The organism is Candidatus Margulisiibacteriota bacterium, assembly GCA_041658645.1.
Lineage (GTDB): Bacteria > Margulisbacteria > WOR-1 > O2-12-FULL-45-9 > XYB2-FULL-48-7 > JBAZZV01.
The window spans coordinates 22,510-40,659 of sequence record JBAZZV010000011.1; the positions used below are offsets into that span (position 1 = coordinate 22,510).

General features: G+C 55.8%; 30 protein-coding genes. 28 read left to right on the top strand and 2 right to left on the bottom strand.

What is annotated here, in order from left to right:
- Position 1 precedes the first annotated feature (1 nt).
- From rpsQ to WC903_08400, 24 genes are all read left to right on the top strand, one after another.
- A complete protein-coding gene (gene rpsQ, locus WC903_08285) occupies positions 2-262 on the top strand; it encodes a 30S ribosomal protein S17 (protein MFA5893939.1) in 261 nt (86 codons plus the stop codon).
- Positions 246-614 (top strand): 50S ribosomal protein L14, encoded by a 369-nt coding sequence (gene rplN / locus WC903_08290; protein ID MFA5893940.1) that lies wholly within the window; start codon positions 246-248, stop codon positions 612-614. Before rpsQ ends, rplN begins: the two co-directional genes overlap by 17 nt.
- Positions 614-925 carry a 50S ribosomal protein L24 gene (gene rplX / locus WC903_08295; GenBank protein MFA5893941.1) on the top strand — a complete coding sequence of 104 codons (312 nt, stop codon included), beginning with the start codon at positions 614-616 and terminating at the stop codon, positions 923-925. Before rplN ends, rplX begins: the two co-directional genes overlap by 1 nt.
- A gap of 5 nt (positions 926-930) precedes the next feature.
- Positions 931-1,476, top strand: a complete 546-nt coding sequence (gene rplE, locus WC903_08300) for a 50S ribosomal protein L5 (protein ID MFA5893942.1) — start codon at positions 931-933, stop codon at positions 1,474-1,476.
- A gap of 1 nt (position 1,477) precedes the next feature.
- Entirely contained in the window at positions 1,478-1,663 is a 186-nt protein-coding gene (locus WC903_08305) for a type Z 30S ribosomal protein S14 (protein ID MFA5893943.1), read from the top strand.
- Between the two features lie 11 nt (positions 1,664-1,674).
- Positions 1,675-2,064: a 30S ribosomal protein S8 gene (gene rpsH, locus WC903_08310; GenBank protein MFA5893944.1), complete on the top strand. Its 390-nt coding sequence runs from the start codon at positions 1,675-1,677 to the stop codon at positions 2,062-2,064.
- 4 nt (positions 2,065-2,068) lie between these two features.
- Positions 2,069-2,626, top strand: a complete 558-nt coding sequence (rplF, locus tag WC903_08315; protein ID MFA5893945.1) for a 50S ribosomal protein L6 — start codon at positions 2,069-2,071, stop codon at positions 2,624-2,626.
- A 3-nt stretch (positions 2,627-2,629) separates the two neighbouring features.
- Positions 2,630-2,944, top strand: a complete 315-nt coding sequence (rplR, locus tag WC903_08320; GenBank protein ID MFA5893946.1) for a 50S ribosomal protein L18 — start codon at positions 2,630-2,632, stop codon at positions 2,942-2,944.
- A complete protein-coding gene (gene rpsE / locus WC903_08325; GenBank protein ID MFA5893947.1) occupies positions 2,944-3,453 on the top strand; it encodes a 30S ribosomal protein S5 in 510 nt (169 codons plus the stop codon). Before rplR ends, rpsE begins: the two co-directional genes overlap by 1 nt.
- Positions 3,443-3,844 (top strand): 50S ribosomal protein L15, encoded by a 402-nt coding sequence (gene rplO, locus WC903_08330; protein ID MFA5893948.1) that lies wholly within the window; start codon positions 3,443-3,445, stop codon positions 3,842-3,844. The genes rpsE and rplO overlap by 11 nt, the downstream gene beginning before the upstream one ends.
- The gene (gene secY / locus WC903_08335; GenBank protein ID MFA5893949.1) at positions 3,837-5,099 is read left to right on the top strand and encodes a preprotein translocase subunit SecY; all 1,263 of its coding nucleotides are present in this window, start codon (positions 3,837-3,839) and stop codon (positions 5,097-5,099) included. Before rplO ends, secY begins: the two co-directional genes overlap by 8 nt.
- Positions 5,096-5,650 (top strand): adenylate kinase, encoded by a 555-nt coding sequence (locus tag WC903_08340; GenBank protein MFA5893950.1) that lies wholly within the window; start codon positions 5,096-5,098, stop codon positions 5,648-5,650. Before secY ends, WC903_08340 begins: the two co-directional genes overlap by 4 nt.
- Positions 5,651-5,672: 22 nt before the next feature.
- Positions 5,673-6,437, top strand: a complete 765-nt coding sequence (map, locus tag WC903_08345; protein MFA5893951.1) for a type I methionyl aminopeptidase — start codon at positions 5,673-5,675, stop codon at positions 6,435-6,437.
- Positions 6,416-6,637 (top strand): translation initiation factor IF-1, encoded by a 222-nt coding sequence (infA, locus tag WC903_08350; GenBank protein ID MFA5893952.1) that lies wholly within the window; start codon positions 6,416-6,418, stop codon positions 6,635-6,637. Before map ends, infA begins: the two co-directional genes overlap by 22 nt.
- A 15-nt stretch (positions 6,638-6,652) precedes the next feature.
- Positions 6,653-6,766 carry a 50S ribosomal protein L36 gene (gene rpmJ, locus WC903_08355; GenBank protein MFA5893953.1) on the top strand — a complete coding sequence of 38 codons (114 nt, stop codon included), beginning with the start codon at positions 6,653-6,655 and terminating at the stop codon, positions 6,764-6,766.
- 14 nt (positions 6,767-6,780) lie between these two features.
- Positions 6,781-7,164: a 30S ribosomal protein S13 gene (rpsM, locus tag WC903_08360; protein MFA5893954.1), complete on the top strand. Its 384-nt coding sequence runs from the start codon at positions 6,781-6,783 to the stop codon at positions 7,162-7,164.
- 3 nt (positions 7,165-7,167) lie between these two features.
- Entirely contained in the window at positions 7,168-7,563 is a 396-nt protein-coding gene (rpsK, locus tag WC903_08365; GenBank protein MFA5893955.1) for a 30S ribosomal protein S11, read from the top strand.
- Positions 7,563-8,180, top strand: a complete 618-nt coding sequence (gene rpsD / locus WC903_08370; protein ID MFA5893956.1) for a 30S ribosomal protein S4 — start codon at positions 7,563-7,565, stop codon at positions 8,178-8,180. Before rpsK ends, rpsD begins: the two co-directional genes overlap by 1 nt.
- 23 nt (positions 8,181-8,203) lie before the next feature.
- Positions 8,204-9,142 (top strand): DNA-directed RNA polymerase subunit alpha, encoded by a 939-nt coding sequence (locus WC903_08375; GenBank protein ID MFA5893957.1) that lies wholly within the window; start codon positions 8,204-8,206, stop codon positions 9,140-9,142.
- Between the two features lie 6 nt (positions 9,143-9,148).
- On the top strand, positions 9,149-9,499 hold the full coding sequence (rplQ, locus tag WC903_08380) for a 50S ribosomal protein L17 (protein ID MFA5893958.1): 351 nt from the start codon (positions 9,149-9,151) through the stop codon (positions 9,497-9,499).
- Between the two features lie 15 nt (positions 9,500-9,514).
- A complete protein-coding gene (gene rplM / locus WC903_08385) occupies positions 9,515-9,946 on the top strand; it encodes a 50S ribosomal protein L13 (protein ID MFA5893959.1) in 432 nt (143 codons plus the stop codon).
- A gap of 218 nt (positions 9,947-10,164) precedes the next feature.
- Positions 10,165-10,560, top strand: a complete 396-nt coding sequence (rpsI, locus tag WC903_08390; GenBank protein MFA5893960.1) for a 30S ribosomal protein S9 — start codon at positions 10,165-10,167, stop codon at positions 10,558-10,560.
- 7 nt (positions 10,561-10,567) lie between these two features.
- The gene (locus WC903_08395; GenBank protein ID MFA5893961.1) at positions 10,568-10,900 is read left to right on the top strand and encodes a hypothetical protein; all 333 of its coding nucleotides are present in this window, start codon (positions 10,568-10,570) and stop codon (positions 10,898-10,900) included.
- Between the two features lie 49 nt (positions 10,901-10,949).
- Positions 10,950-12,068, top strand: a complete 1,119-nt coding sequence (locus WC903_08400) for an alanine--glyoxylate aminotransferase family protein (GenBank protein MFA5893962.1) — start codon at positions 10,950-10,952, stop codon at positions 12,066-12,068.
- On the opposite strand, the gene WC903_08405 is transcribed toward WC903_08400, so the two are convergent.
- Positions 12,065-12,697, bottom strand: a complete 633-nt coding sequence (locus tag WC903_08405) for a hypothetical protein (protein ID MFA5893963.1) — start codon at positions 12,695-12,697, stop codon at positions 12,065-12,067. The genes WC903_08400 and WC903_08405 overlap by 4 nt on opposite strands.
- 103 nt (positions 12,698-12,800) lie before the next feature.
- On the opposite strand from WC903_08405, the gene WC903_08410 reads away from it, so the two are divergent.
- From WC903_08410 to WC903_08425, 4 genes are all read left to right on the top strand, one after another.
- The gene (locus WC903_08410) at positions 12,801-13,559 is read left to right on the top strand and encodes a Fic family protein (protein MFA5893964.1); all 759 of its coding nucleotides are present in this window, start codon (positions 12,801-12,803) and stop codon (positions 13,557-13,559) included.
- The gene (gene truA / locus WC903_08415) at positions 13,513-14,322 is read left to right on the top strand and encodes a tRNA pseudouridine(38-40) synthase TruA (GenBank protein ID MFA5893965.1); all 810 of its coding nucleotides are present in this window, start codon (positions 13,513-13,515) and stop codon (positions 14,320-14,322) included. Before WC903_08410 ends, truA begins: the two co-directional genes overlap by 47 nt.
- Before the next feature lie 123 nt (positions 14,323-14,445).
- Positions 14,446-16,023: a phosphoglycerate dehydrogenase gene (gene serA, locus WC903_08420; protein MFA5893966.1), complete on the top strand. Its 1,578-nt coding sequence runs from the start codon at positions 14,446-14,448 to the stop codon at positions 16,021-16,023.
- A gap of 9 nt (positions 16,024-16,032) precedes the next feature.
- Positions 16,033-16,836 carry a patatin-like phospholipase family protein gene (locus tag WC903_08425; protein ID MFA5893967.1) on the top strand — a complete coding sequence of 268 codons (804 nt, stop codon included), beginning with the start codon at positions 16,033-16,035 and terminating at the stop codon, positions 16,834-16,836.
- Here the strand turns inward: WC903_08425 and WC903_08430 are convergent.
- Positions 16,802-18,145: a sigma-54 dependent transcriptional regulator gene (locus WC903_08430; protein ID MFA5893968.1), complete on the bottom strand. Its 1,344-nt coding sequence runs from the start codon at positions 18,143-18,145 to the stop codon at positions 16,802-16,804. The two genes, WC903_08425 and WC903_08430, sit on opposite strands and share 35 nt — an antisense overlap.
- Positions 18,146-18,150: the final 5 nt, after the last annotated feature.

Genomic DNA, 18,150 nt, shown 5'->3' on the forward strand with positions numbered 1-18,150 from the left:
GTTGGAGAAGGGTAAAGTCAAGATCAAGCAAGGGGTCGTGATCAGCAATAAAATGCAAAAGACCGTCGTAGTGCAGGTCGGTCGGGTTTACCGGCATCCGCTCTACGAAAAAGTGATGAAAGCCTCCAGCAATTTCAAGGCGCATGACGAGAGGAACGAGTGCCAGATCGGCGATCTGGTCGAGATCATGGAAACCAGGCGTTTATCTAAAGATAAACGCTGGCGGGTCGTGAGGAGGATCAAAATTGATTCAGCCGCGTAGTATGCTTAATGTGGCCGACAATTCCGGGGCGCGCATCGTGATGTGCATCCGGGTACTCGGTGGTTCCAACCGGAAATACGCCGGGATCGGGGGCGAGATCATCGCGGTGGTCAAGGAAGCCTCGCCGAACATGACCGTTAAACGTTCCGAGGTTGTGCGCTGCGTCATTGTCCGGCTGCGCAAGCCGCTGCGCCGCCCGGACGGCAGTTATGTCATGTTCGACGATAACGCGGTCGTGGTCATCACGCCCGACAAGAACCCCCGCGGGACGCGCGTCTTCGGGCCGGTGGCCAGGGAACTGCGCGAAAAGGAATTCATGAAAATCGTTTCGCTCGCGCCGGAGGTCGTCTGATGAACATCAAGAAGGGTGATATTGTCATGCTCCTCTCCGGCAAGGATAAGGGTAAGAAGGGGAAGGTCATCGATGTCTGGCCGGACGATGGTAAGCTAGTGGTCGAAGGGCTCAACATTGCCAAACGGCACCAAAAGCCGACCCGCAACTTCCCGGGCGGGATCATTGAGAAGCCGATGGCCCTCCAGACCTCCAAGGTCATGCTGGTCTGCCCGCGCTGCAGCGAGCCGCACCGCCTCGGGGCCAAAACGGTCGGTGAGAAAAAGGTCAGGGTCTGCCGCGGCTGTTCCGAAATAGTGGATAAGGTGTAATTATTATGCTGAACATGAAAGAAAAATATTTAAAAGAAGTTGTCCCGAAGCTGGTCAAGGAGCGCCATTATAAGAACACCATGCAGGTGCCGCGCCTGGAAAAAGTCGTCATTAACCGCGGCGTCGGCGAAGCGCGTGACAATGCCAAGGCGATCGATGTTTCCGCGGCCGAGCTGGCGGAGATCGTCGGCCAGAAGCCGCTGGTGACGCACAGCAAAAAGGCGATCTCGGCTTTCAAGCTTCGGGGGAACATCCCGATCGGGCTCAAGGTCACTTTGCGCGGCCGGCGGATGTATGATTTTGTCAACAAGCTGCTTAATCTTGCCCTGCCCAAGATCAGGGACTTTCGAGGGGTCAGCCCGAAGTCGTTCGACGGCCGGGGGAACTATTCCCTGGGGATCAAGGAACAGCTCATTTTCCCCGAGGTTGATTATGAGGCGGTCGACATGGTCCGCGGCATGGACATCACTTTTGTCACCTCATCCAACAAGGATGAGGAGGCGCGCCAGCTGCTGCAAATGCTCGGCATGCCTTTTAGGAAAGAAGGATAGCATGGCAAAAAAATGCTGGTTGGAAAGGTTGAAGCGGGAGCCGAAGTTCTCGACGCGGCACAAGAATCGCTGCCAGATCTGCGGCCGGGCGCGTTCTTACTACCGGAAGTTTGGGCTGTGCCGCATCTGCTTAAGAAATCTGGCGCATAAAGGCCAGATCCCGGGCATGCAGAAAGCTAGCTGGTAAAGGGGAGACATATGGATTCAATCGCGGATATGTTGAATAGGGTCAATAACGCCTTGGGGGTGCGCAAAGAAGGGGTCGACCTGCCGCACTCGCGGGTCAAGGAAGAGATTGCTAAGATCTTGCTGGCGGAGGGGTACATTAGTAAACTGGAACCGCTGACCCGCATGAACCGGAAATTCATCCGTTTGGGCCTTAAGTATACCGCCAAGGGGCGGAGCGTGATCGAAGGGATGAAACGGGTCAGTACCTCCGGTAAGCGGCATTATGTCGCGGCGACGAAGGTCCCGCGGGTCCGCTCCGGTTTTGGCACGGCGATCATCTCGACCTCAAAAGGATTAATGACAGACGCCGCGGCCCGCCAGGCCAAGCTTGGCGGCGAAGTGCTCTGTTTCATTTGGTAATTTTATGGGCAGAATAGGTAAAAGAGAATTAATTGTTCCCAAAGGCGTTGAGGTCAAGGTCAACGCCGGTCAGGTTACGGTTAAAGGGCCGAAAGGGACCTTGACTGAAGATATCCTGCCGACAATCGCCGTTAAGGTGGTTGACGGGTTGGTTAAAACCGAGATAGTTACCGAGAGTAAGCTCTCAGACGCTCTGCATGGTTTATATAACGCCCTGATCAAGAACATGTTGACCGGCGTCACGGATGGTTTTCAGAAAGACTTGGAAATGGTCGGCGTTGGTTATCGCGCCGTGATGCAGGGGAAGAAACTAACGCTGCAGGTCGGTTTTTCCCACCCGGTGGAGTTCGATCCGCCGGCCGGGATAGATTTTACCGTGACGGCCAATACCAAGATCAACATCAAGGGGATTGACCGCCAGCGGGTCGGCCAGATCGCGGCCGAGATCAGGGCAGTGCGGGAAGTTGAGCCGTATAAAGGCAAAGGGATCAAGTATGCCGGCGAAGTGGTCAGGCGCAAAGCCGGTAAAGCGGCCAAAGCGGCCGGCGGCGGGGGAGCTTAACAGATGAAGAAAAAACGGAAGATATTTGGCACGGCTGAGCGCCCCAGGCTGACCGTCCATCGCAGCCTTAACGGCATTTACGCCCAGCTGGTCGACGACCTGGCCGGCCGGACGCTGGCTGCCGCCTCGACGGTTGAAAAGGGCTTGGTCAAAAAGGGCGGCAACATCGCCGCCGCCAAGGTGATCGGCCACAAGATCGCGGAGCGGGGTGTGGCCAAAGGGATCAAGAAAGTTGTGTTCGATCGCGGCCGGGCGTTATACCACGGACGGGTCAAGGCTCTAGCTGACGCCGCGCGCGAAGGAGGCTTTGAATTTTAATGAGACCTGAATATCAGCGGGAACAATCGGAATATAAAGAAAAAGTTGTTAACATCAGCCGCGTGACCAAGGTGGTCAAAGGCGGCAAGAAAATGGGTTTCCGGGCGGTGGTCGTGCTGGGTGACCTGAAGTCGAAGGTCGGGCTGGGACTTGGCAAGGCGGCCGAAGTGTCGGCGGCGATCCGTAAAGGGGTAGAGGCGGCCAAAAGGGACCTCATGACGGTGCCGCTCGTTTCCGGGACGATACCGCACGACGTGATCGGGCGGTTCTCGGCCAGCACGGTCGTGCTGCGGCCAGCCCCGCGCGGGACCGGCGTTATTGCCGGCGGGTCGGTCCGCACGATCTTGGAACTGTGCGGGGTCAGGAACATCGTCGCCAAGAAGATCGGTTCTTCCAACCCGATCAATGTCGCCCGGGCGACCCTGGAAGCGCTGAAATTACTCCGCTCTGAAGAAGAAGTGTCACTAGCCAGAGGCAAGACATTGAAGGTTTCCCATGTTGAAACTTAACCAACTGTCACCCGCTAAGGGTTCAAAGCATCGCAAGAAACGGGTCGGCCGCGGCTCCAGCTCGGGGCTCGGTAAGACTTGCGGCCGCGGCCACAAAGGCCAGACCAGCCGTTCCGGCGGGACCAAAGGGAGCCGTTTTGAAGGGGGCCAAACCCCGCTTTACCGCCGTCTTCCCAAACGCGGTTTTAAGAATTATCCTTTCCGCAAGGAGTATTCGATCTTCAACCTGGGCCAACTGGACCGGGTCAAGGGGACCGTTGGCCTGATCAAGATCCTCGGTGTTGGCGAGCTGAAGGGGAACCCCGGCACGGTGGCCGCCCATAAGTTCAGCGCCTCGGCCAAGCAAAAGATCGAAGCGGCCGGAGGGAAACTAGAGATCCTCAATGCTTAACATTATCTCCGGCTTCATGAATATTGCCGATCTGCGGAAGAAAATCATCTTTACCGTAGGGATGATCGTCCTCTTCCGGCTGGGCGCCCACATCCCCGTTTCCGGCATAGATGCCGTGAAGATGCAGAGCCTGTTCGGCCAGGGTAACATCATGAATTTTCTCGACCTCTTTACCGGTGGAGCTTTGATGCGCTTTTCGATCTTTGCCATGGGGATCGTGCCGTACATCAACGCTTCCATTATTTTACAACTGTTGCAGGTCGTTATTCCCCACTTAGAAGAGCTGTCCAAGGAAGGCGATAGCGGCCGCAAACAGATCGCGGCTTATACCCGTTATCTGACGGTCGTCCTGGCAGCTTTTCAAGCCTTTGGCATGGCTTTCTGGTTGAGAGGGGTCATGCTGCCGGACTATAATTTCGTTTTCTTCCTGATTGGCACGGTCGTTTCCTTGACCGCCGGCAGTTCGCTGGTCATGTGGTTTGCCGAGCTGATCACCGATCGGGGGATCGGCAACGGGGCCTCAATGCTGATCTTTGTCGGGATAGTCTCGCGCATCCCCGCTTATGTCGGCCAGACCATTACTTTGGTCCGCGGCGGTGCCTCGCTGATCGGCGTGCTCATCCTGCTCGCGGCCTTTATCTTGATGTTGGTGGCGATCGTTATTGTCCAGGAAGGGCAGCGCCGCGTCCCGGTGCAGTATGCCAAACGGATCGTCGGCCGGAAAATGTACGGCGGGCAATCGACTTATATCCCATTGCGGATCAACCAGGGCGGGGTGATCCCGATCATTTTTGCCTCTTCAGTCCTGATGTTCCCGGCCACGCTTGCCCAGTTTGTCCCGGGCGGGGCGATGCAAAAAGTGATCGGCTGGTTATCGCCTTCCGGCGGTCTCTACCTGGTTTTCTATTTTGTCTTGATATTTTTCTTTACTTATTTCTATACGGCCATTACCTTTAATCCGACCGAGCTGGCCGAGAATATCAAAAAGTACGGCGGGTTTGTGACCGGTATCCGCCCCGGGAAACCGACCGCCCAGTACCTGGAATATACTATTACCCGGCTGACCCTGGTCGGGGCGCTTTTTCTAGCCGGCATCGCGATCGTCCCGTCTATCGTCGAAAGCTTGACCCGCATCACCTCGTTCCAGGGGTTGGGGTCAACTTCCTTGCTGATCGTCGTGGGCGTGGCGCTGGACCTGGTCCGGCAGATCCAGACCCACCTGGTCACCAGGCAGTACGAAGGGTTGCTGGCATGATCTTGATCTTTCTTGGCCCGCCCGGGTCCGGCAAAGGGACCCAGGCTAAGATCCTGGCGGAGGAAAAGGGCTTGCCCCATATTTCGCTCGGGGATATTCTGCGCGAAGAGGTGAGGGCAGAGAGCGAGATCGGAAAAAAAGCCAAGAGTTTTATGGACGGGGGGAATCTGGTCCCTGACGAGTTATCAATTGAACTGACCAGGCAGCGGATCAGCAAAGCTGATTGCCGGAACGGTTTCATCATCGATGGTTTTCCGCGCTCCATGGCCCAGGCGGAAGCGCTGACCAAGATGTTCGCGGCTGGTAAATTGTCCCTGGACCGGGTCATTTATTTTAAGGTGGACGAAGCGGAAGTGGTCAAACGCCTTTTGGCCCGTTCGTCGATCGAGGGCCGGTCTGATGATAACCTTGAGGCGATCCGCACCCGTTTTGAGGTCTACGAGAAGACCACCCGGCCGCTGATCGATTATTATCAAAAGACGGGTAAATTGATGGAAATTAACGCGGCCCGCACGATCGAAGAGATCGGCCGCGATCTGGCCAAGCTGTAGCGGCGAAGGCCTGAGGTCCTTGATGGGCGTAATTAAAATAAAAGGTCCGGACGAGATTGAACTGATGCGCGAGGCGGGCCGGGTGACGGCCCTGGCGCTCGAAGCGTTGCGGCGGGCGATCAAGCCGGGGGTCAGCACGGCCGAGCTGAACCGGGTAGGTGAGAAGACGATCCGGGCGAACGGGGGCGAACCGATTTTCCTCGGATACCGGGGTTACCGGCACGCGACCTGCGTTTCGGTCAACGAGGAAGTGGTCCACGGTATTCCGGGAGAGAAGATCCTGAAAGAAGGGGATATCGTCAGTCTCGATGTCGGGGTCCGCAAGCAGGGTTACTGCGGCGACTCTGCCGCGACTTTTCCGGTTGGCCGGATCTCCGGCAAGGCGGAAAAGTTGCTCCGGGCGGGGAAAGAGGTGCTGCGGATCGGTTTGCGCCAGGCCCGGGCGGGAAAACATCTGGGGGATATTTCGCATGCCATCCAGGTGGCCAGTGAGTCCCGCGGTTTCTCGGTCGTGCGCGACCTTTACGGTCATGGTATCGGCCGGGAGATGCATGAAGACCCGCTCATCCCGAATTACGGGCCGGCGGGGGAAGGTCCCGAACTGAAGCCGGGAATGGTCCTGGCGATCGAGCCGATGCTTAATGTCGGCACTTGGCGGGTCAGGACGCTGCCCGATGGTTGGACGGTGGTGACCGAGGACGGCGCGCTGTCGTGCCATTTCGAGCATACGATCGTGATCACGGCGGGCGACCCGGAAATTTTGACATGGCTAAAGACAAAGACGTAATTGAATTGGAAGGGGAGATCACGGAAGCGCTGCCGAGCGCCCTCTTCCGCGTGAAGCTCGAGACCGGGCAATTGATCCTGGCGCATGTTTCGGGCAAGATCAGGAAGCATTTTATCCGGATCCTGCCGGGCGATAAGGTCCGGGTCGAATTATCGCCCTACGACCTGACCCGGGGCAGAATAACTTATAGGTTGAAGTAAAAGAAGAGGTAAACAATGAAAGTTCGTTCATCGGTCAAGAAGATTTGCGTCAAGTGCATTGTGGTCCGCCGGCGCGGCCGGGTTTACATCTTGTGCGAGAACCCAAAGCACAAACAGCGACAAGGATAGCTTAGGAGGAGAAGATGGTACGATTAGTTGGTGTTGATCTGCCGGCAAATAAAAGGGTTTGGGTCGGCCTGACCTATATCTACGGCATTGGTGAAGTTTTGAGCCGCAGGATCCTGGCTAAGGCGAAGATCGATCCGGAAAAAAAGGCCAAAGACCTTAATGACAACGAAACGATCGCGATCCGCGACGTATTAAAAGATTACCGCTTGGAGGGGGACTTGAGAAAGGATATCAGCCTCAACATCAAGCGGTTGATCGAGATCGGCACTTATCGGGGGACGCGCCATCGCAAAGGTCTGCCGGCGCGCGGCCAGCGGACCAAGACGAATGCCCGCACCCTGCGCGGCAAGCGCAAGACCGTTGGCCTGGGTAAGAAGAAAGAGGAGGAGAAACAATAGATCATGGCTGAAGAAAAAGTAGTCGTTAAAAAGAAAAAGGAAAAACGCAAAATAGCGTCGACCGGGGTAGCCCATATCCAGGCGACGTTCAATAACACTATCATTTCCATCACCGATGCGCAGGGGGGCGTGGTCGCCTGGTCCTCATCGGGCAATGTTGGCTTCAAGGGGACCAAGAAAGGGACGCCGTTCGCGGCCTCCTCGGCGGCGGAAAAAGTGGCGGCCAAGGCCTTGGAAGCCGGCGTCCGCGAGATCAATGTTGTCGTTAAGGGGCCCGGTTCCGGCCGGGAGACCGCCATCCGTTCGCTCCAGGCAGCCGGCCTGGAAGTCCTCTCGATCAAGGATGTTACCCCGATCCCGCATAACGGCTGCCGGCCGCCGAAAAAGAGGAGAGTCTGATGGGGAGATATACTGAAGCGGTTTGCCGGCTCTGCCGGCGCGAAGGCAAGAAACTTTATATCAAAGGTGAGAAATGCTATTCGGAAAAATGCCCGGCCAAACGGCGCGCCTTTGCCCCGGGCCAGCACGGCAAGTTGCCGGTCAGGGCCTCGGAATACCGGATCCGCCTGCGCGAGAAACAGCAGGCGCGGCGGGTTTATGGCCTGAGCGAAAAGCAGTTCGCCAATTATTTTGAGAAAGCGGCCCGAGTCAAGGGGGCGACCGGTGAGAAACTGGTTGAATTCCTGGAGCGCCGGCTCGATAACGTTGTTTACCGGCTCGGTTTTGCCACCTCGAGGCAGGGGGCCAGGCAGATGATCCGCAACGGCGGCATCCAGATCAACGGCCGGAAGAACAATGTCGCTTCCTGTGAAACTAAGGCCGGTGACCAGATCACGGTCGCGCCGAAGATGGTCAAGATCTCCAAAGAGGCCCTGGAAAAATTCCCGGACCGGGTCATCCCGGCCTGGGTCGCCTTGACCGGCGAAGCTGAAGGTAAGGTTGTCTCGTTGCCGCGGCGGGACGAGATCGACACGCAGATCGAAGAGAACCTGATCGTCGAGTATTATTCAAGATAAGAGTTATAGGAGGTAATCGGAACATGGTAACTATTGGAGAGAATCCCTGGGTGAGGGTGGAAGAAGCGGGCGACAAGTTCGGCCGTTTTGTGGTTGAACCGCTGCCGCGCGGTTATGGCTCGACCCTGGGCAACCCGCTGCGGCGGATACTGCTCTCGTCGCTCCCCGGTGCTGCGGTCACGGCGGTCAAGATCGACGGCGTGGCGCATGAGTTCTCGACCATCACCGGTGTGATGGAAGACGTGCTGCATATCCTGCTCAACCTCAAGGAGATCGTCATCCGGTCGCACTCCGACCAGCCGAAGATCGTCACCCTCAAAGCCAAGGGGAAGGGTGAGGTCAAGGCGGGCGACATCGAGCATGATGCCGAGATCGAGATCGTCAACCCGGACCAGAAGATCGCTACCTTAGACGCCAACGGCAAGCTTCACCTGGAGCTGATCATCGAGCGGGGCCGCGGTTACACCCCGGCGGAACGCAACAAGAAAGCCAGCCTGCCGGTCGGCTTTATCCCGACCGACTCGATCTACACCCCGGTCATGAAGGTCAATATCGCGACCGAAGAGGTTCGCGTCGGCCAAGAGATCAATTATGACCGGCTGGTCCTTTCGGTCTGGACCAACGGGAGCATTAAGCCGGACGAGGCGTTGAAGGAAAGCGCCCGGATCATGGCGCGGCACGTCGATCTCTTTGTCCACCTGGGCGAAAAAGGAGAAAGTGCCGGGCCGGACACAGAGCGGCGCGACGAATCCTCCGTCTCCGCGCTGGAGATGAACATCGAGGACCTGGAATTCTCGTCCCGCTCGCTCAACTGCCTGAAGAAGGTCGGAGTTAAGAAGGTCGGGGAACTGGCCGCCTATTCCGAAGCGGAACTGATGCAGTTCAAGAACTTCGGGAGCAAATCACTGGACGAGGTCCGCAGCAAGCTGTCCGAGTACAAGCTAAAGCTTAAAGGGGAGTAAAATCAGATGAGGCATCGCACGGGTAACAGGAAATTAAGCAAGGCGACCGATCAACGGTTGGCGATGTTGCGCGCTATCGTCATTTCGCTCTTCGAGCACGGCCGCGTCACGGTAACTTTGACCCGGGCGAAAGAGGCGCGGCGGATGGCCGAGCGGGTGATCACGGCGACCAAAGGGAACGACCTTAACGCCCGCCGCAAAGTGGAGTCGGTCCTCCATGCCAGGAAGATCGTCACCCTGATATTTAAGACCTTTCCCGAGCGCTTTGAAGGGCGGCCGGGCGGCTACACTCGCATCACCAAAGTGGGGGCCCGCCTGGGCGATGCCGCTCCGATGGCGCTGCTGGAACTGGTTTAAGGTGGTTAGAAAATAATGAAAAAAACAAGAACGATTTTCGTCAACGACAAAATGGTCAAGCGGGAGTGGTACCTGGTTGATGCGACCGGCGTCGTCCTCGGCCAGTTGGCGACCAAAGTGGCCGTCTACCTGCGGGGAAAGCACAAACCGTGCTTTACGCCGCAGACCGATTGCGGTGACCATATCGTCGTGATCAATGCCGACAAGGTCCGGGTGACCGGGCGCAAGAGGAAGGACAAGACCTATTTTACCCATTCCGGTTATCCGGGCGGGGACAAGGTCCTTAGTTTCGAGCAGATGATCGAGCGCCATCCGGAAAAGGTCATCACGCTGGCGGTCCGCGGCATGCTCCCCAAGACCCGGCTGGGCGACGCGATGGTCAAGAAGCTTAAAGTGTTCAAAAGTCTACCGGCCCAGTACGGCAAAATACAGAAGCTTGAGGTGTAATAATGGCTGAAGCCAAGAAAAAAATAAACAAGGAACACATTGCGCCGAAGAAACACGCGGCGCCGAAGGATCACGCGGCCCCCAAGAAACACGCGGCACCGAAGAAAAAAGTTGAGGTGGCCGTCCCCGCCGCAGAAGCGCCGGAAGCCCCGATCTTTAAGCCATCAGCCCACGCCCCGATCGTTCACAAGCCGGCTAAGGCACCGCGCCAGCCGAAGATCAAAGGCCCGAAATTCTACGGGACCGGCCGGCGCAAGGAAGCGACCGCCAAAGTTTGGTTGACTGGCGGCAGTGGCCAGATCAAGGTCAACGGCCGCACCGTCAAAGATTTCTTTTGCGGCCGCCGGATCCTGGAATATGTCATTAACCAGCCGTTCGTTGCCACCCAGACTGCCGGTAAATATGATGTGTTTGCCGAAACGATCGGCGGGGGTGTCCCGGGGCAGGCGGGAGCCGTTAGCCTGGGGATCGCCCGGGCGCTGGTCCAGATGAACCCGGACCTCCGGACCGCTCTTAAGAAACAGGGGTTGCTGACCCGCGACCCGAGAATGAAGGAACGGAAGAAGTACGGCCTCAAACGCGCCCGCCGCGCCTTCCAGTTCACCAAGAGGTAAAGATAACATGAAAGTAGAAAGACACTTTGAAGCGTTCATGGAGCCAAAACACGAAGAAGAAGGCGGGATCATCAACATTGCCGGTAAATTTTTGCTGGACCATGAGGACGAGATCCTTAATCTGGTGAAACATGAGGGCAGGCTGGCGGCGGAAAGAAATCCCGACCACAAGATCAATAAGATCGAAAAAGTTGACGGCGGGATTAACGTGGAGCTCTCCACGCACAATTTGGCCCTGCATATCGGCAAAAGGCTGGAACACGCCTATAAAGGGCAGCATACCTATAAGTTCTTAAAAGATGAAAAGTTCGTCCAGGTTAGCTGGCGGAGGGACGATTAAGTAAGAGAGGGGTAAAACGATGGGCAGAAAACTAATTAAGTATAATCTCATGATCCCCGGTCCCACCCCGATCCCGACCAGAGTTTTAGCCGCGATGACCCACGACATGATCGGCCACCGCGGGCCTTTGTTCTCCGCGGTCATGAAAGAGGTCATGGCAGGGCTGCGCTGGGCTTATGAAACGAAGAATGATATTTTCATCTATCCGGCTTCCGGGACCGGCGGCATGGAAGTGGCGGTCGTCAATGTTCTCTCCCCGGGTGACAAAGTTATCGTCCTCAATATTGGTAATTTCGGCGCCCGCTGGGCCAAGATCTGCAAAGCTTACGGGGCCGACGTCAATGACGTTAAGTTTGAGCGCGGCAAAGCGGCCGATCCCAAGGTTCTGGAAGCGGAGCTGAAGAAGGGGCCGGTCAAAGCGGTCTTCATGCAACAGAACGAGACCTCGACCGGTGTTCTGAACGACGTGGAAACATTGGCCAAAACCGTCCGCCAGGTCCAACCCGAGGCCTTGATCCTGGTCGACGCCGTCTCCGGTATGATGGCCGCGCCGCTCAAGACCGACGAATGGGACATTGACGTGGTCGTTTCCGGTTCACAGAAAGCCTTCATGGTGCCGCCCGGGGTCTCCGCAGTTTCCATCTCCAAGCGGGCCTGGAAAGCTTATGAAACCTCTAAATGCGCCAAGCACTATTGGGATTGGGGCCTGATGAAAGAAGAAGCGCCCAAAGGGCACACTTACACCACGCCGCCCGAATCGTTGATCTTCGGGATGCGCGAAGGGCTCAAGATGTTGCAGGAAGAAGGGCGGGAAAATGTTTTTGCCCGGCATAAGTTCAACCGTGACCTGTTAAGGACGGCAGCCAAGGCGTTAGGCCTGAAGTTGTTGGCCGACGATTCGCATGCTTCTCCGGCCGTGACTGCTATCTTTCCGCCGGAAGGGGTGGACGGCGAAGCGGTCCGCGCGGCGATGCGGGACGAGTTCAATGTTGAGGTCGCTCCCGGCCAGGGCGAGCTGAAGAGTAAGATCTTCCGGATCGGCCATCTCGGTTATGTCGATTCGCTTGACCTGATCGGCGCCTGGGCGGCGGTGGAAGTTCTCTTCAAGCGGCTCGGAGCCAAAATCAACTTCGGCGCCGGCGTCAAAGCGATGATGGAGATGCTCTAAGTTCGTAATTTTTCTAGAATTTCACCTGCTATATGTGCTGTATGCAGTTCCGGGAATTTACTTGCTTTTTGTAAAACCGGGGTAAAAGGTCGAAGGAACTGAACTTGGCTTTCTGCAATAAAAGAGAAAGCTTGAGCGATGTTGATTGCGATAGTAACCTCATTTGGAATTGGATCGTCAATCTCTCTGGCTTGATTTTTATCCATTAATTCTTCTAATCTTCGTGCCAGAAGGGGAATAGCAGGCCGGACGACTTCAGGATATTCTCTTCCCAAAAATCCAAGAAAAATAATTACACTTTCTTGCAATCCTTGGTCTCTATCCGAACCCCCAAGTAAAATGATCAAATTAGGGACAGCAAATTTTGCGCTCTTAAGGATTTCCTTGGCCTCAGAAACTTCTTCGGCCGTTGGCAGCTCTTCTTTGCCATAAATGAGGCTTCGATTAACCCTGTCTAGAAAATACATATCATGTACTAATCCCCCTAATACTATTGCTACTTTGGTTCTAGGGAGTGTTGGCAGATTTCTCCAAAAGAAATCCCACCTTTCATTCACTCTTCTATTGCACAATGTTTTCAAATTATTTAAATGAACCTGCAAAGAAGCAGGAGAAGTTAATCTGGTCATAATTGTTGTCTCCTATTCAAAGTCCGTATATTTATCGGCATCGTCAATCCCGAATTTCAGTTGTTAGTGGGGAAAGCGGGTGATATAATCAGGTCGAAGAAATATGGAATTAAATGAACTGATTAAAATAATTGATGAAAAGAAGGCAAAGATTGATAAGGCCAGGCCGTTGCCCGCGATTATCCTCGATAAACTAACGGAATACCTCGATATCGAATGGACCTACAACAGCAACGCCATCGAAGGTAATACGTTGACGCGCGAGGAAACGATGTTGATCCTGAAAGAGGGGCTAACCGTTTCAGGCAAGAGCATGCGCGAACACCTGGAAGTGACCAACCACAAGAACGCCATCGATTATTTGAATGAATTGTTAAAGAAAGTTGAGCCGATCATGCAAGAAGACGTCAAAAAAATACATTATCTGGTTTTAGAAGGGATCAATAACCGGTATGCCGGGCAGTATCGGGATGTTGAGGTTTATATCTCCGGGTCTGATCAGGTCCTGCCCAAGCCCGAGGCGGTTCCCGGCCAGATGCTAGAATTTTCACAATGGCTTGTTGCGGAACAGGAAAAGCCTGACTTGCACCCGGTCAGCTTCGCGGCGCGGGCGCATTATAAATTTGTTGCCATTCACCCCTTCATCGATGGCAACGGGCGCACCGGTCGCCTGCTGATGAATTTGATCTTGATGAAATATGGCTATCCGATCGCGATCGTTGGATGTGAGACCGATGAGAGAAAGGCTTATTATGCGGCGATCAGGGGGGCAAACGCTGGCAACCTCGAAGCGTTTGAGTATTTGATCGCGCAATATGTCAGTAAGACGGCGGATAAATATCTTGGTTCGATCCCAAAGTAATATCAGGGTCACGATTCAGTACGACGGGACTAATTTCAATGGCTACGAGCTGCAGCCGGGGAAAAGGACTGTCCGCGCCGAGCTAGAAGGGGCCCTCCACAAATTATTCCAGGAAAAAACTAAGCTTATCTCCGCTTCCCGGACCGATGCCGGGGTCCATGCTTTGGGCCAGGTCGTTAATTTCTCCCTCAAAAACAATATCCAGCCTGATAAAATTGTCCCCGCGCTTAATTCGGTCCTGCCGGCAGATATCAGGGTCATAATGGCGGAAGCGGTCAGCCCCGAGTTTAACTCACGCTTTGGCGCCAAGAAGAAAGAATATGAGTACCTGATTTATAACGGACAGGCCTGTCCGCCTCATCTGCGCGGGATCGTCTGGTTGATTAAACCTAAGCTCGACTTGGGAGCAATGCGCCAAGCGGCCAAGTTGCTGGTCGGCAAGCAGGACTTCGCCTCGTTTTGCGCCGCCCATTCCGATGACACCGATTTTGTCCGGACCATACATTCATTCGTCATTAGTTCCGCCAAAGGCGGATCATTAGTCATTTGGTCCGGCGTTGGTTTTCCGGTGATCCGCTTTCGCGTGGTCGGCAATGGTTTCCTTTATAAGATGGTCCGGAACATGGTCGGGACACTGGTTGAGGCGGGGTTGGGGCAGATCAAAGCGGCTGATGTTAAGAGTATCCTGGAGGCAAAAGACCGTAAACTTGCCGGCAGAACTGCCCCGGCGCAGGGATTGTGTTTGGTGAAGATAAATTACTAATGTAGGGACAACCTTTATGGTTGTCCGATATTCGGACAGGGATAAACCCTGTCCCTACATTTAACTGCATTAGACACCCCCTTTTTTTTCTGGTAAAATCTAAGCATAGAAGGGAGAAAAACAATGAAAGTATTAGCAATGGACAAGACGGCCGAAGAAGGGTTGAAACTGATCCGGGAGGCCGGGTTCGAGGTTGATTCCAAGGTTGGCCTGTCCGAAGACGAACTGATCAAGATCATCCCCGATTACGACGCCCTGATCGTCCGCTCGGAAACAAAAGTTACCCCTAAGATCATCATCGCCGGCAAGAATCTCAAGATTATCGCCCGGGCTGGAGTAGGTGTCGATAACGTCGACCTGCCGACCGCTACCAAGAACGGGGTCATTGTCGTTAACTCGCCGGAAGGGAACACTGTGGCCGCCGCCGAACATACCTGGGCGATGCTCCTCTCCATGGCTCGCTCCATTCCGCAAGCCCATGGCAAGCTCAAGACCGGCGTCTGGGACAAGAAATCTTTCAAGGGGGTCGAGGTCCTCAACAAAACACTTGGGGTAGTCGGTCTGGGGAAGATCGGCCGGCGGGTCGCCTCCTACGCTCTTGGCATGGGGATGCGGGTGATCGCGTCTGACCCGTTCGTCACTGCCGATTATGCCAAGAGCTTGGGTGTTGAGCTGAAGAGTGTCGATGAAGTGATCAAGCAAGCCGATTTTATCACCTTCCATATCCCGAAGACCAAAGAAACGGCCGGGATGATCAACGCCGAAACTATCGCCAAGATGAAGAAAGGGGTCCGCTTGGTCAACGTCGCCCGCGGCGGGATCATCGACGAAAAAGCGCTGTACGACGCCCTCAAATCCAAACAGGTCGCGGCGGCCGCGCTTGATGTCTTTGAGAAAGAGCCGACCGAGAGCAGTCCGCTCTTTGAATTGGATAATATTGTCGTCACTCCTCACCTTGGGGCTTCCACGGTCGAGGCGCAGGTCAACGTGGCGGTCGATGTCGCCGAGCAGATCATCGAGGTCTTAAGGGGCGGGGCGGCCCGTTCCGCCGTCAATATCCCGTCGATGAAGCCGGAGCTGATCGCGCCGGTCCGGCCGTATCTCGGCATTGCCGAAAAACTTGGCGCGCTGGCCGCCCAGATCGTCAAAGGTGCGATCACCCGGGTGGAAGTGGAATATGCCGGTGAGATCGCCGAGCGCGACACTTCGCCGCTGACCACGATCGTCCTGAAAGGACTGCTGACGCCGATCCTCGACGTTAAGGTCAACTTCGTTAACGCGCCGCTGGTCGCCAAGGAGCGCGGCATAGAGATCGTCGAAAGCAAAACGCTGGAGTCAAAGGATTTTGCCAGCCTGATCACCCTCAAGATCAAGACCGAGCAGGAAGCGCGCACCGTCGGCGGGACGATCTTTGCCGGGGTGGGCGACCGCCTGGTGATGATCGACGGCTTCCGGGTTGACGCGGTACCGGACGGTTACCTGCTTGTCTTGCAGAATATCGACCGGCCGGGGATGATCGGCAAGGTTGGCACTTTCCTCGGTGAGAATAACATTAACATTGCCGCCATGGATGTCGGCCGGCAGAAGGTTGGCGAGAAAGCGGTCATGGTCTTGAACATCGATAACCAGCTCTCGGACGCCGTCCTGGCCAAGCTGACCAAGCTTGACGGGATATTTGGCGCGACCCTGGTTAAGATTTAGTCTTTGGTTATGTTTGACTGGCTTTTCCCGAAGAAAAAAGTTGGCCTGGTCTTGGGGGGCGGAGTAGCGCGCGGGATCGCCCACATTGGCGTGCTCAAAGTGCTTCTGGAAAACCAGGTCCCGATCGCCTGTGTTGTTGGCACCTCTTCCGGCAGCCTGGTCGCGGCGGCTTTTGCCGCCGGCTTGAACATTGAGCAGATCGAACAGATCGCCCTGCGCATCCGCTGGAACGAATTCTTCAAGTTCACTTTCTTCCGCCCCGGCTTCCTGGCCGGCGAGGTTTTGGAGGACCTGGTCACTAAATACATGGGCGATCTCAAGATCGCCGACCTCAAGCTACCTTACGCCGCGGTCGCGACCGATCTGCGCACGGGGAAGAGGGTGGTGATCGATTCCGGCCGCCTAGCCAAGGCGGTGGCGGCCAGTTCGACCTTTCCCGGGTTCTTTGCCCCGGAAGAATTGCGCGGCCAGCCGCTGATCGACGGGGGGATCGCCGGTAACGTTCCGGTCGATGTGGCGCGGGAGATGGGGGCGGAGTATATCATTGCTTCGGACGTGGTCCCGGCCCATTCCGTTAAATCGATCCCGGCCGATCCGCTCCAGGTCCTCGGCCGCTCGCTCGACCTGATGCTCAAGAGCTTGAGCCGGGAAGAGGCGCACCGGGCGGAGGTCCTGATCGAACTGGAGATGGAAGAAGATATCTGGCACTTAGATTTTCATAAAGCGCAAAAACTGATCACCGCCGGCGAAGTGGCCGCCCACCGGGCGATCAACAAGATCAAGAAAGACCTAAGGTTGAAATCCGTGAGTTGAGGGTGGAGCGGGGGATGCCGAGGATCTTGGCCGCTTTGGTCCGGTTGTTATCCGCTAATTTCAGCGCGTCAACGATGACCTGCCGTTCATGGCTCATGACATTCTGTTTGAGGACGCTTTCGGCCGGTTGGGTGGAGGTGGTGATGATCGGGATCTCCTCCGGAGTGATAACCGGTCCGCCGGCCAGGACGACCAGCCGCTCTATCATATTCTGCAGTTCGCGGACATTCCCTGGCCAGGGATAGTCGAGTAACTTCTGGAGCGCTTCCGGGGCGAGTGATCTGACCTCTTTATTCAGCTGTTTATTATATTTCTCCAGGAAGTAAGCGACAAAGAGCGGGATATCTTCTTTCCGTTCGCGGAGCGGGGTCAAGTTGATCGGGATGACGTTGAGCCGATAGTAGAGGTCGTGGCGGAAACTACCGCCGGCGATCTCTTTTTGGAAATTGATGTTGGTGGCGGAGATGATCCGGACATCGACCGGGATCGATTTCTCGCCGCCGATCCGCTCGATCATCTTACTTTCGAGCACCCGGAGAAACTTGGCCTGCAGGGCCGGCGACATACAGCCGACCTCGTCGAGGAATAGGGAGCCCCCATCCGCCAGCTCAAATTTACCCAATTTTCGCTCCTGCGCCCCGGTGAACGAGCCCCGTTCGTGGCCGAAGAGTTCCGATTCCATCAGGGTTTCCGGTATGGCCGCGCAGTTGAGGGTGATGAGCGGTTTGGCCGCCCGCCGGCTTTTCTGGTGGATCGCCCGGGCGACCAGCTCTTTGCCGGTCCCCGATTCGCCATGAATGAGGATCGTGCTGTCGGTCGGGGCGACTTTATCGATCAGGCTGTAGAGTTGGCGCATGGCCGGGGTTTGGCCGATCAGGTCGCAGTATGAAGAAAGCTCTTTGACGGTCTCTTTAAGCAAGAGGTTTTCTCGCCGCAATGCTCTCTGCGCCAGCGCTGACTCGACGGTCAGGCGTAGCGCGTCCTTGTCGAATGGTTTGGTCAGGTAATCGAGCGCGCCCAGCTTCATCGCTTCGACCGCGGTCGCTACCTCTTGCAGAGCGGTGATGATGATGACCGCGACATCGTTCTCGGCCTGGCGGACCTGGCGGAGAAGTTCCAAGCCGCTCATCCCGGGCATTTTCATATCGAGCAGGACGAGCGCGACAGCCTTGGCCTTTAAGATCTCTAGAGCTTGTTTGCCGGAAGGGGCGGTCAGGACTTCGTATTGTTTACCGAGGATAGAGCGATAGGTTTCCAGCAGGTCAACTTCATCGTCGACCGCGAGAATTATCGGTTTTGGGCTTGTCACAAGGA

Bases quoted from the DNA above. Each gene is read 5' to 3' on its own strand.
- rplX (MFA5893941.1), top strand. From the start codon at position 614: ATGAACATCAAGAAGGGTGATATTGTCATGCTCCTCTCCGGCAAGGAT.
- rplE (MFA5893942.1), top strand. From the start codon at position 931: ATGCTGAACATGAAAGAAAAATATTTAAAAGAAGTTGTCCCGAAGCTG.
- WC903_08305 (MFA5893943.1), top strand. From the start codon at position 1,478: ATGGCAAAAAAATGCTGGTTGGAAAGGTTGAAGCGGGAGCCGAAGTTC.
- rpsH (MFA5893944.1), top strand. From the start codon at position 1,675: ATGGATTCAATCGCGGATATGTTGAATAGGGTCAATAACGCCTTGGGG.
- rplF (MFA5893945.1), top strand. From the start codon at position 2,069: ATGGGCAGAATAGGTAAAAGAGAATTAATTGTTCCCAAAGGCGTTGAG.
- rplR (MFA5893946.1), top strand. From the start codon at position 2,630: ATGAAGAAAAAACGGAAGATATTTGGCACGGCTGAGCGCCCCAGGCTG.
- rpsE (MFA5893947.1), top strand. From the start codon at position 2,944: ATGAGACCTGAATATCAGCGGGAACAATCGGAATATAAAGAAAAAGTT.
- secY (MFA5893949.1), top strand. From the start codon at position 3,837: ATGCTTAACATTATCTCCGGCTTCATGAATATTGCCGATCTGCGGAAG.
- WC903_08340 (MFA5893950.1), top strand. From the start codon at position 5,096: ATGATCTTGATCTTTCTTGGCCCGCCCGGGTCCGGCAAAGGGACCCAG.
- map (MFA5893951.1), top strand. From the start codon at position 5,673: ATGGGCGTAATTAAAATAAAAGGTCCGGACGAGATTGAACTGATGCGC.
- infA (MFA5893952.1), top strand. From the start codon at position 6,416: ATGGCTAAAGACAAAGACGTAATTGAATTGGAAGGGGAGATCACGGAA.
- rpmJ (MFA5893953.1), top strand. From the start codon at position 6,653: ATGAAAGTTCGTTCATCGGTCAAGAAGATTTGCGTCAAGTGCATTGTG.
- rpsM (MFA5893954.1), top strand. From the start codon at position 6,781: ATGGTACGATTAGTTGGTGTTGATCTGCCGGCAAATAAAAGGGTTTGG.
- rpsK (MFA5893955.1), top strand. From the start codon at position 7,168: ATGGCTGAAGAAAAAGTAGTCGTTAAAAAGAAAAAGGAAAAACGCAAA.
- rpsD (MFA5893956.1), top strand. From the start codon at position 7,563: ATGGGGAGATATACTGAAGCGGTTTGCCGGCTCTGCCGGCGCGAAGGC.
- WC903_08375 (MFA5893957.1), top strand. From the start codon at position 8,204: ATGGTAACTATTGGAGAGAATCCCTGGGTGAGGGTGGAAGAAGCGGGC.
- rplQ (MFA5893958.1), top strand. From the start codon at position 9,149: ATGAGGCATCGCACGGGTAACAGGAAATTAAGCAAGGCGACCGATCAA.
- rplM (MFA5893959.1), top strand. From the start codon at position 9,515: ATGAAAAAAACAAGAACGATTTTCGTCAACGACAAAATGGTCAAGCGG.
- WC903_08395 (MFA5893961.1), top strand. From the start codon at position 10,568: ATGAAAGTAGAAAGACACTTTGAAGCGTTCATGGAGCCAAAACACGAA.
- WC903_08400 (MFA5893962.1), top strand. From the start codon at position 10,950: ATGATCCCCGGTCCCACCCCGATCCCGACCAGAGTTTTAGCCGCGATG.
- WC903_08405 (MFA5893963.1), bottom strand. From the start codon at position 12,697: ATGACCAGATTAACTTCTCCTGCTTCTTTGCAGGTTCATTTAAATAAT.
- WC903_08410 (MFA5893964.1), top strand. From the start codon at position 12,801: ATGGAATTAAATGAACTGATTAAAATAATTGATGAAAAGAAGGCAAAG.
- truA (MFA5893965.1), top strand. From the start codon at position 13,513: ATGTCAGTAAGACGGCGGATAAATATCTTGGTTCGATCCCAAAGTAAT.
- serA (MFA5893966.1), top strand. From the start codon at position 14,446: ATGAAAGTATTAGCAATGGACAAGACGGCCGAAGAAGGGTTGAAACTG.
- WC903_08425 (MFA5893967.1), top strand. From the start codon at position 16,033: ATGTTTGACTGGCTTTTCCCGAAGAAAAAAGTTGGCCTGGTCTTGGGG.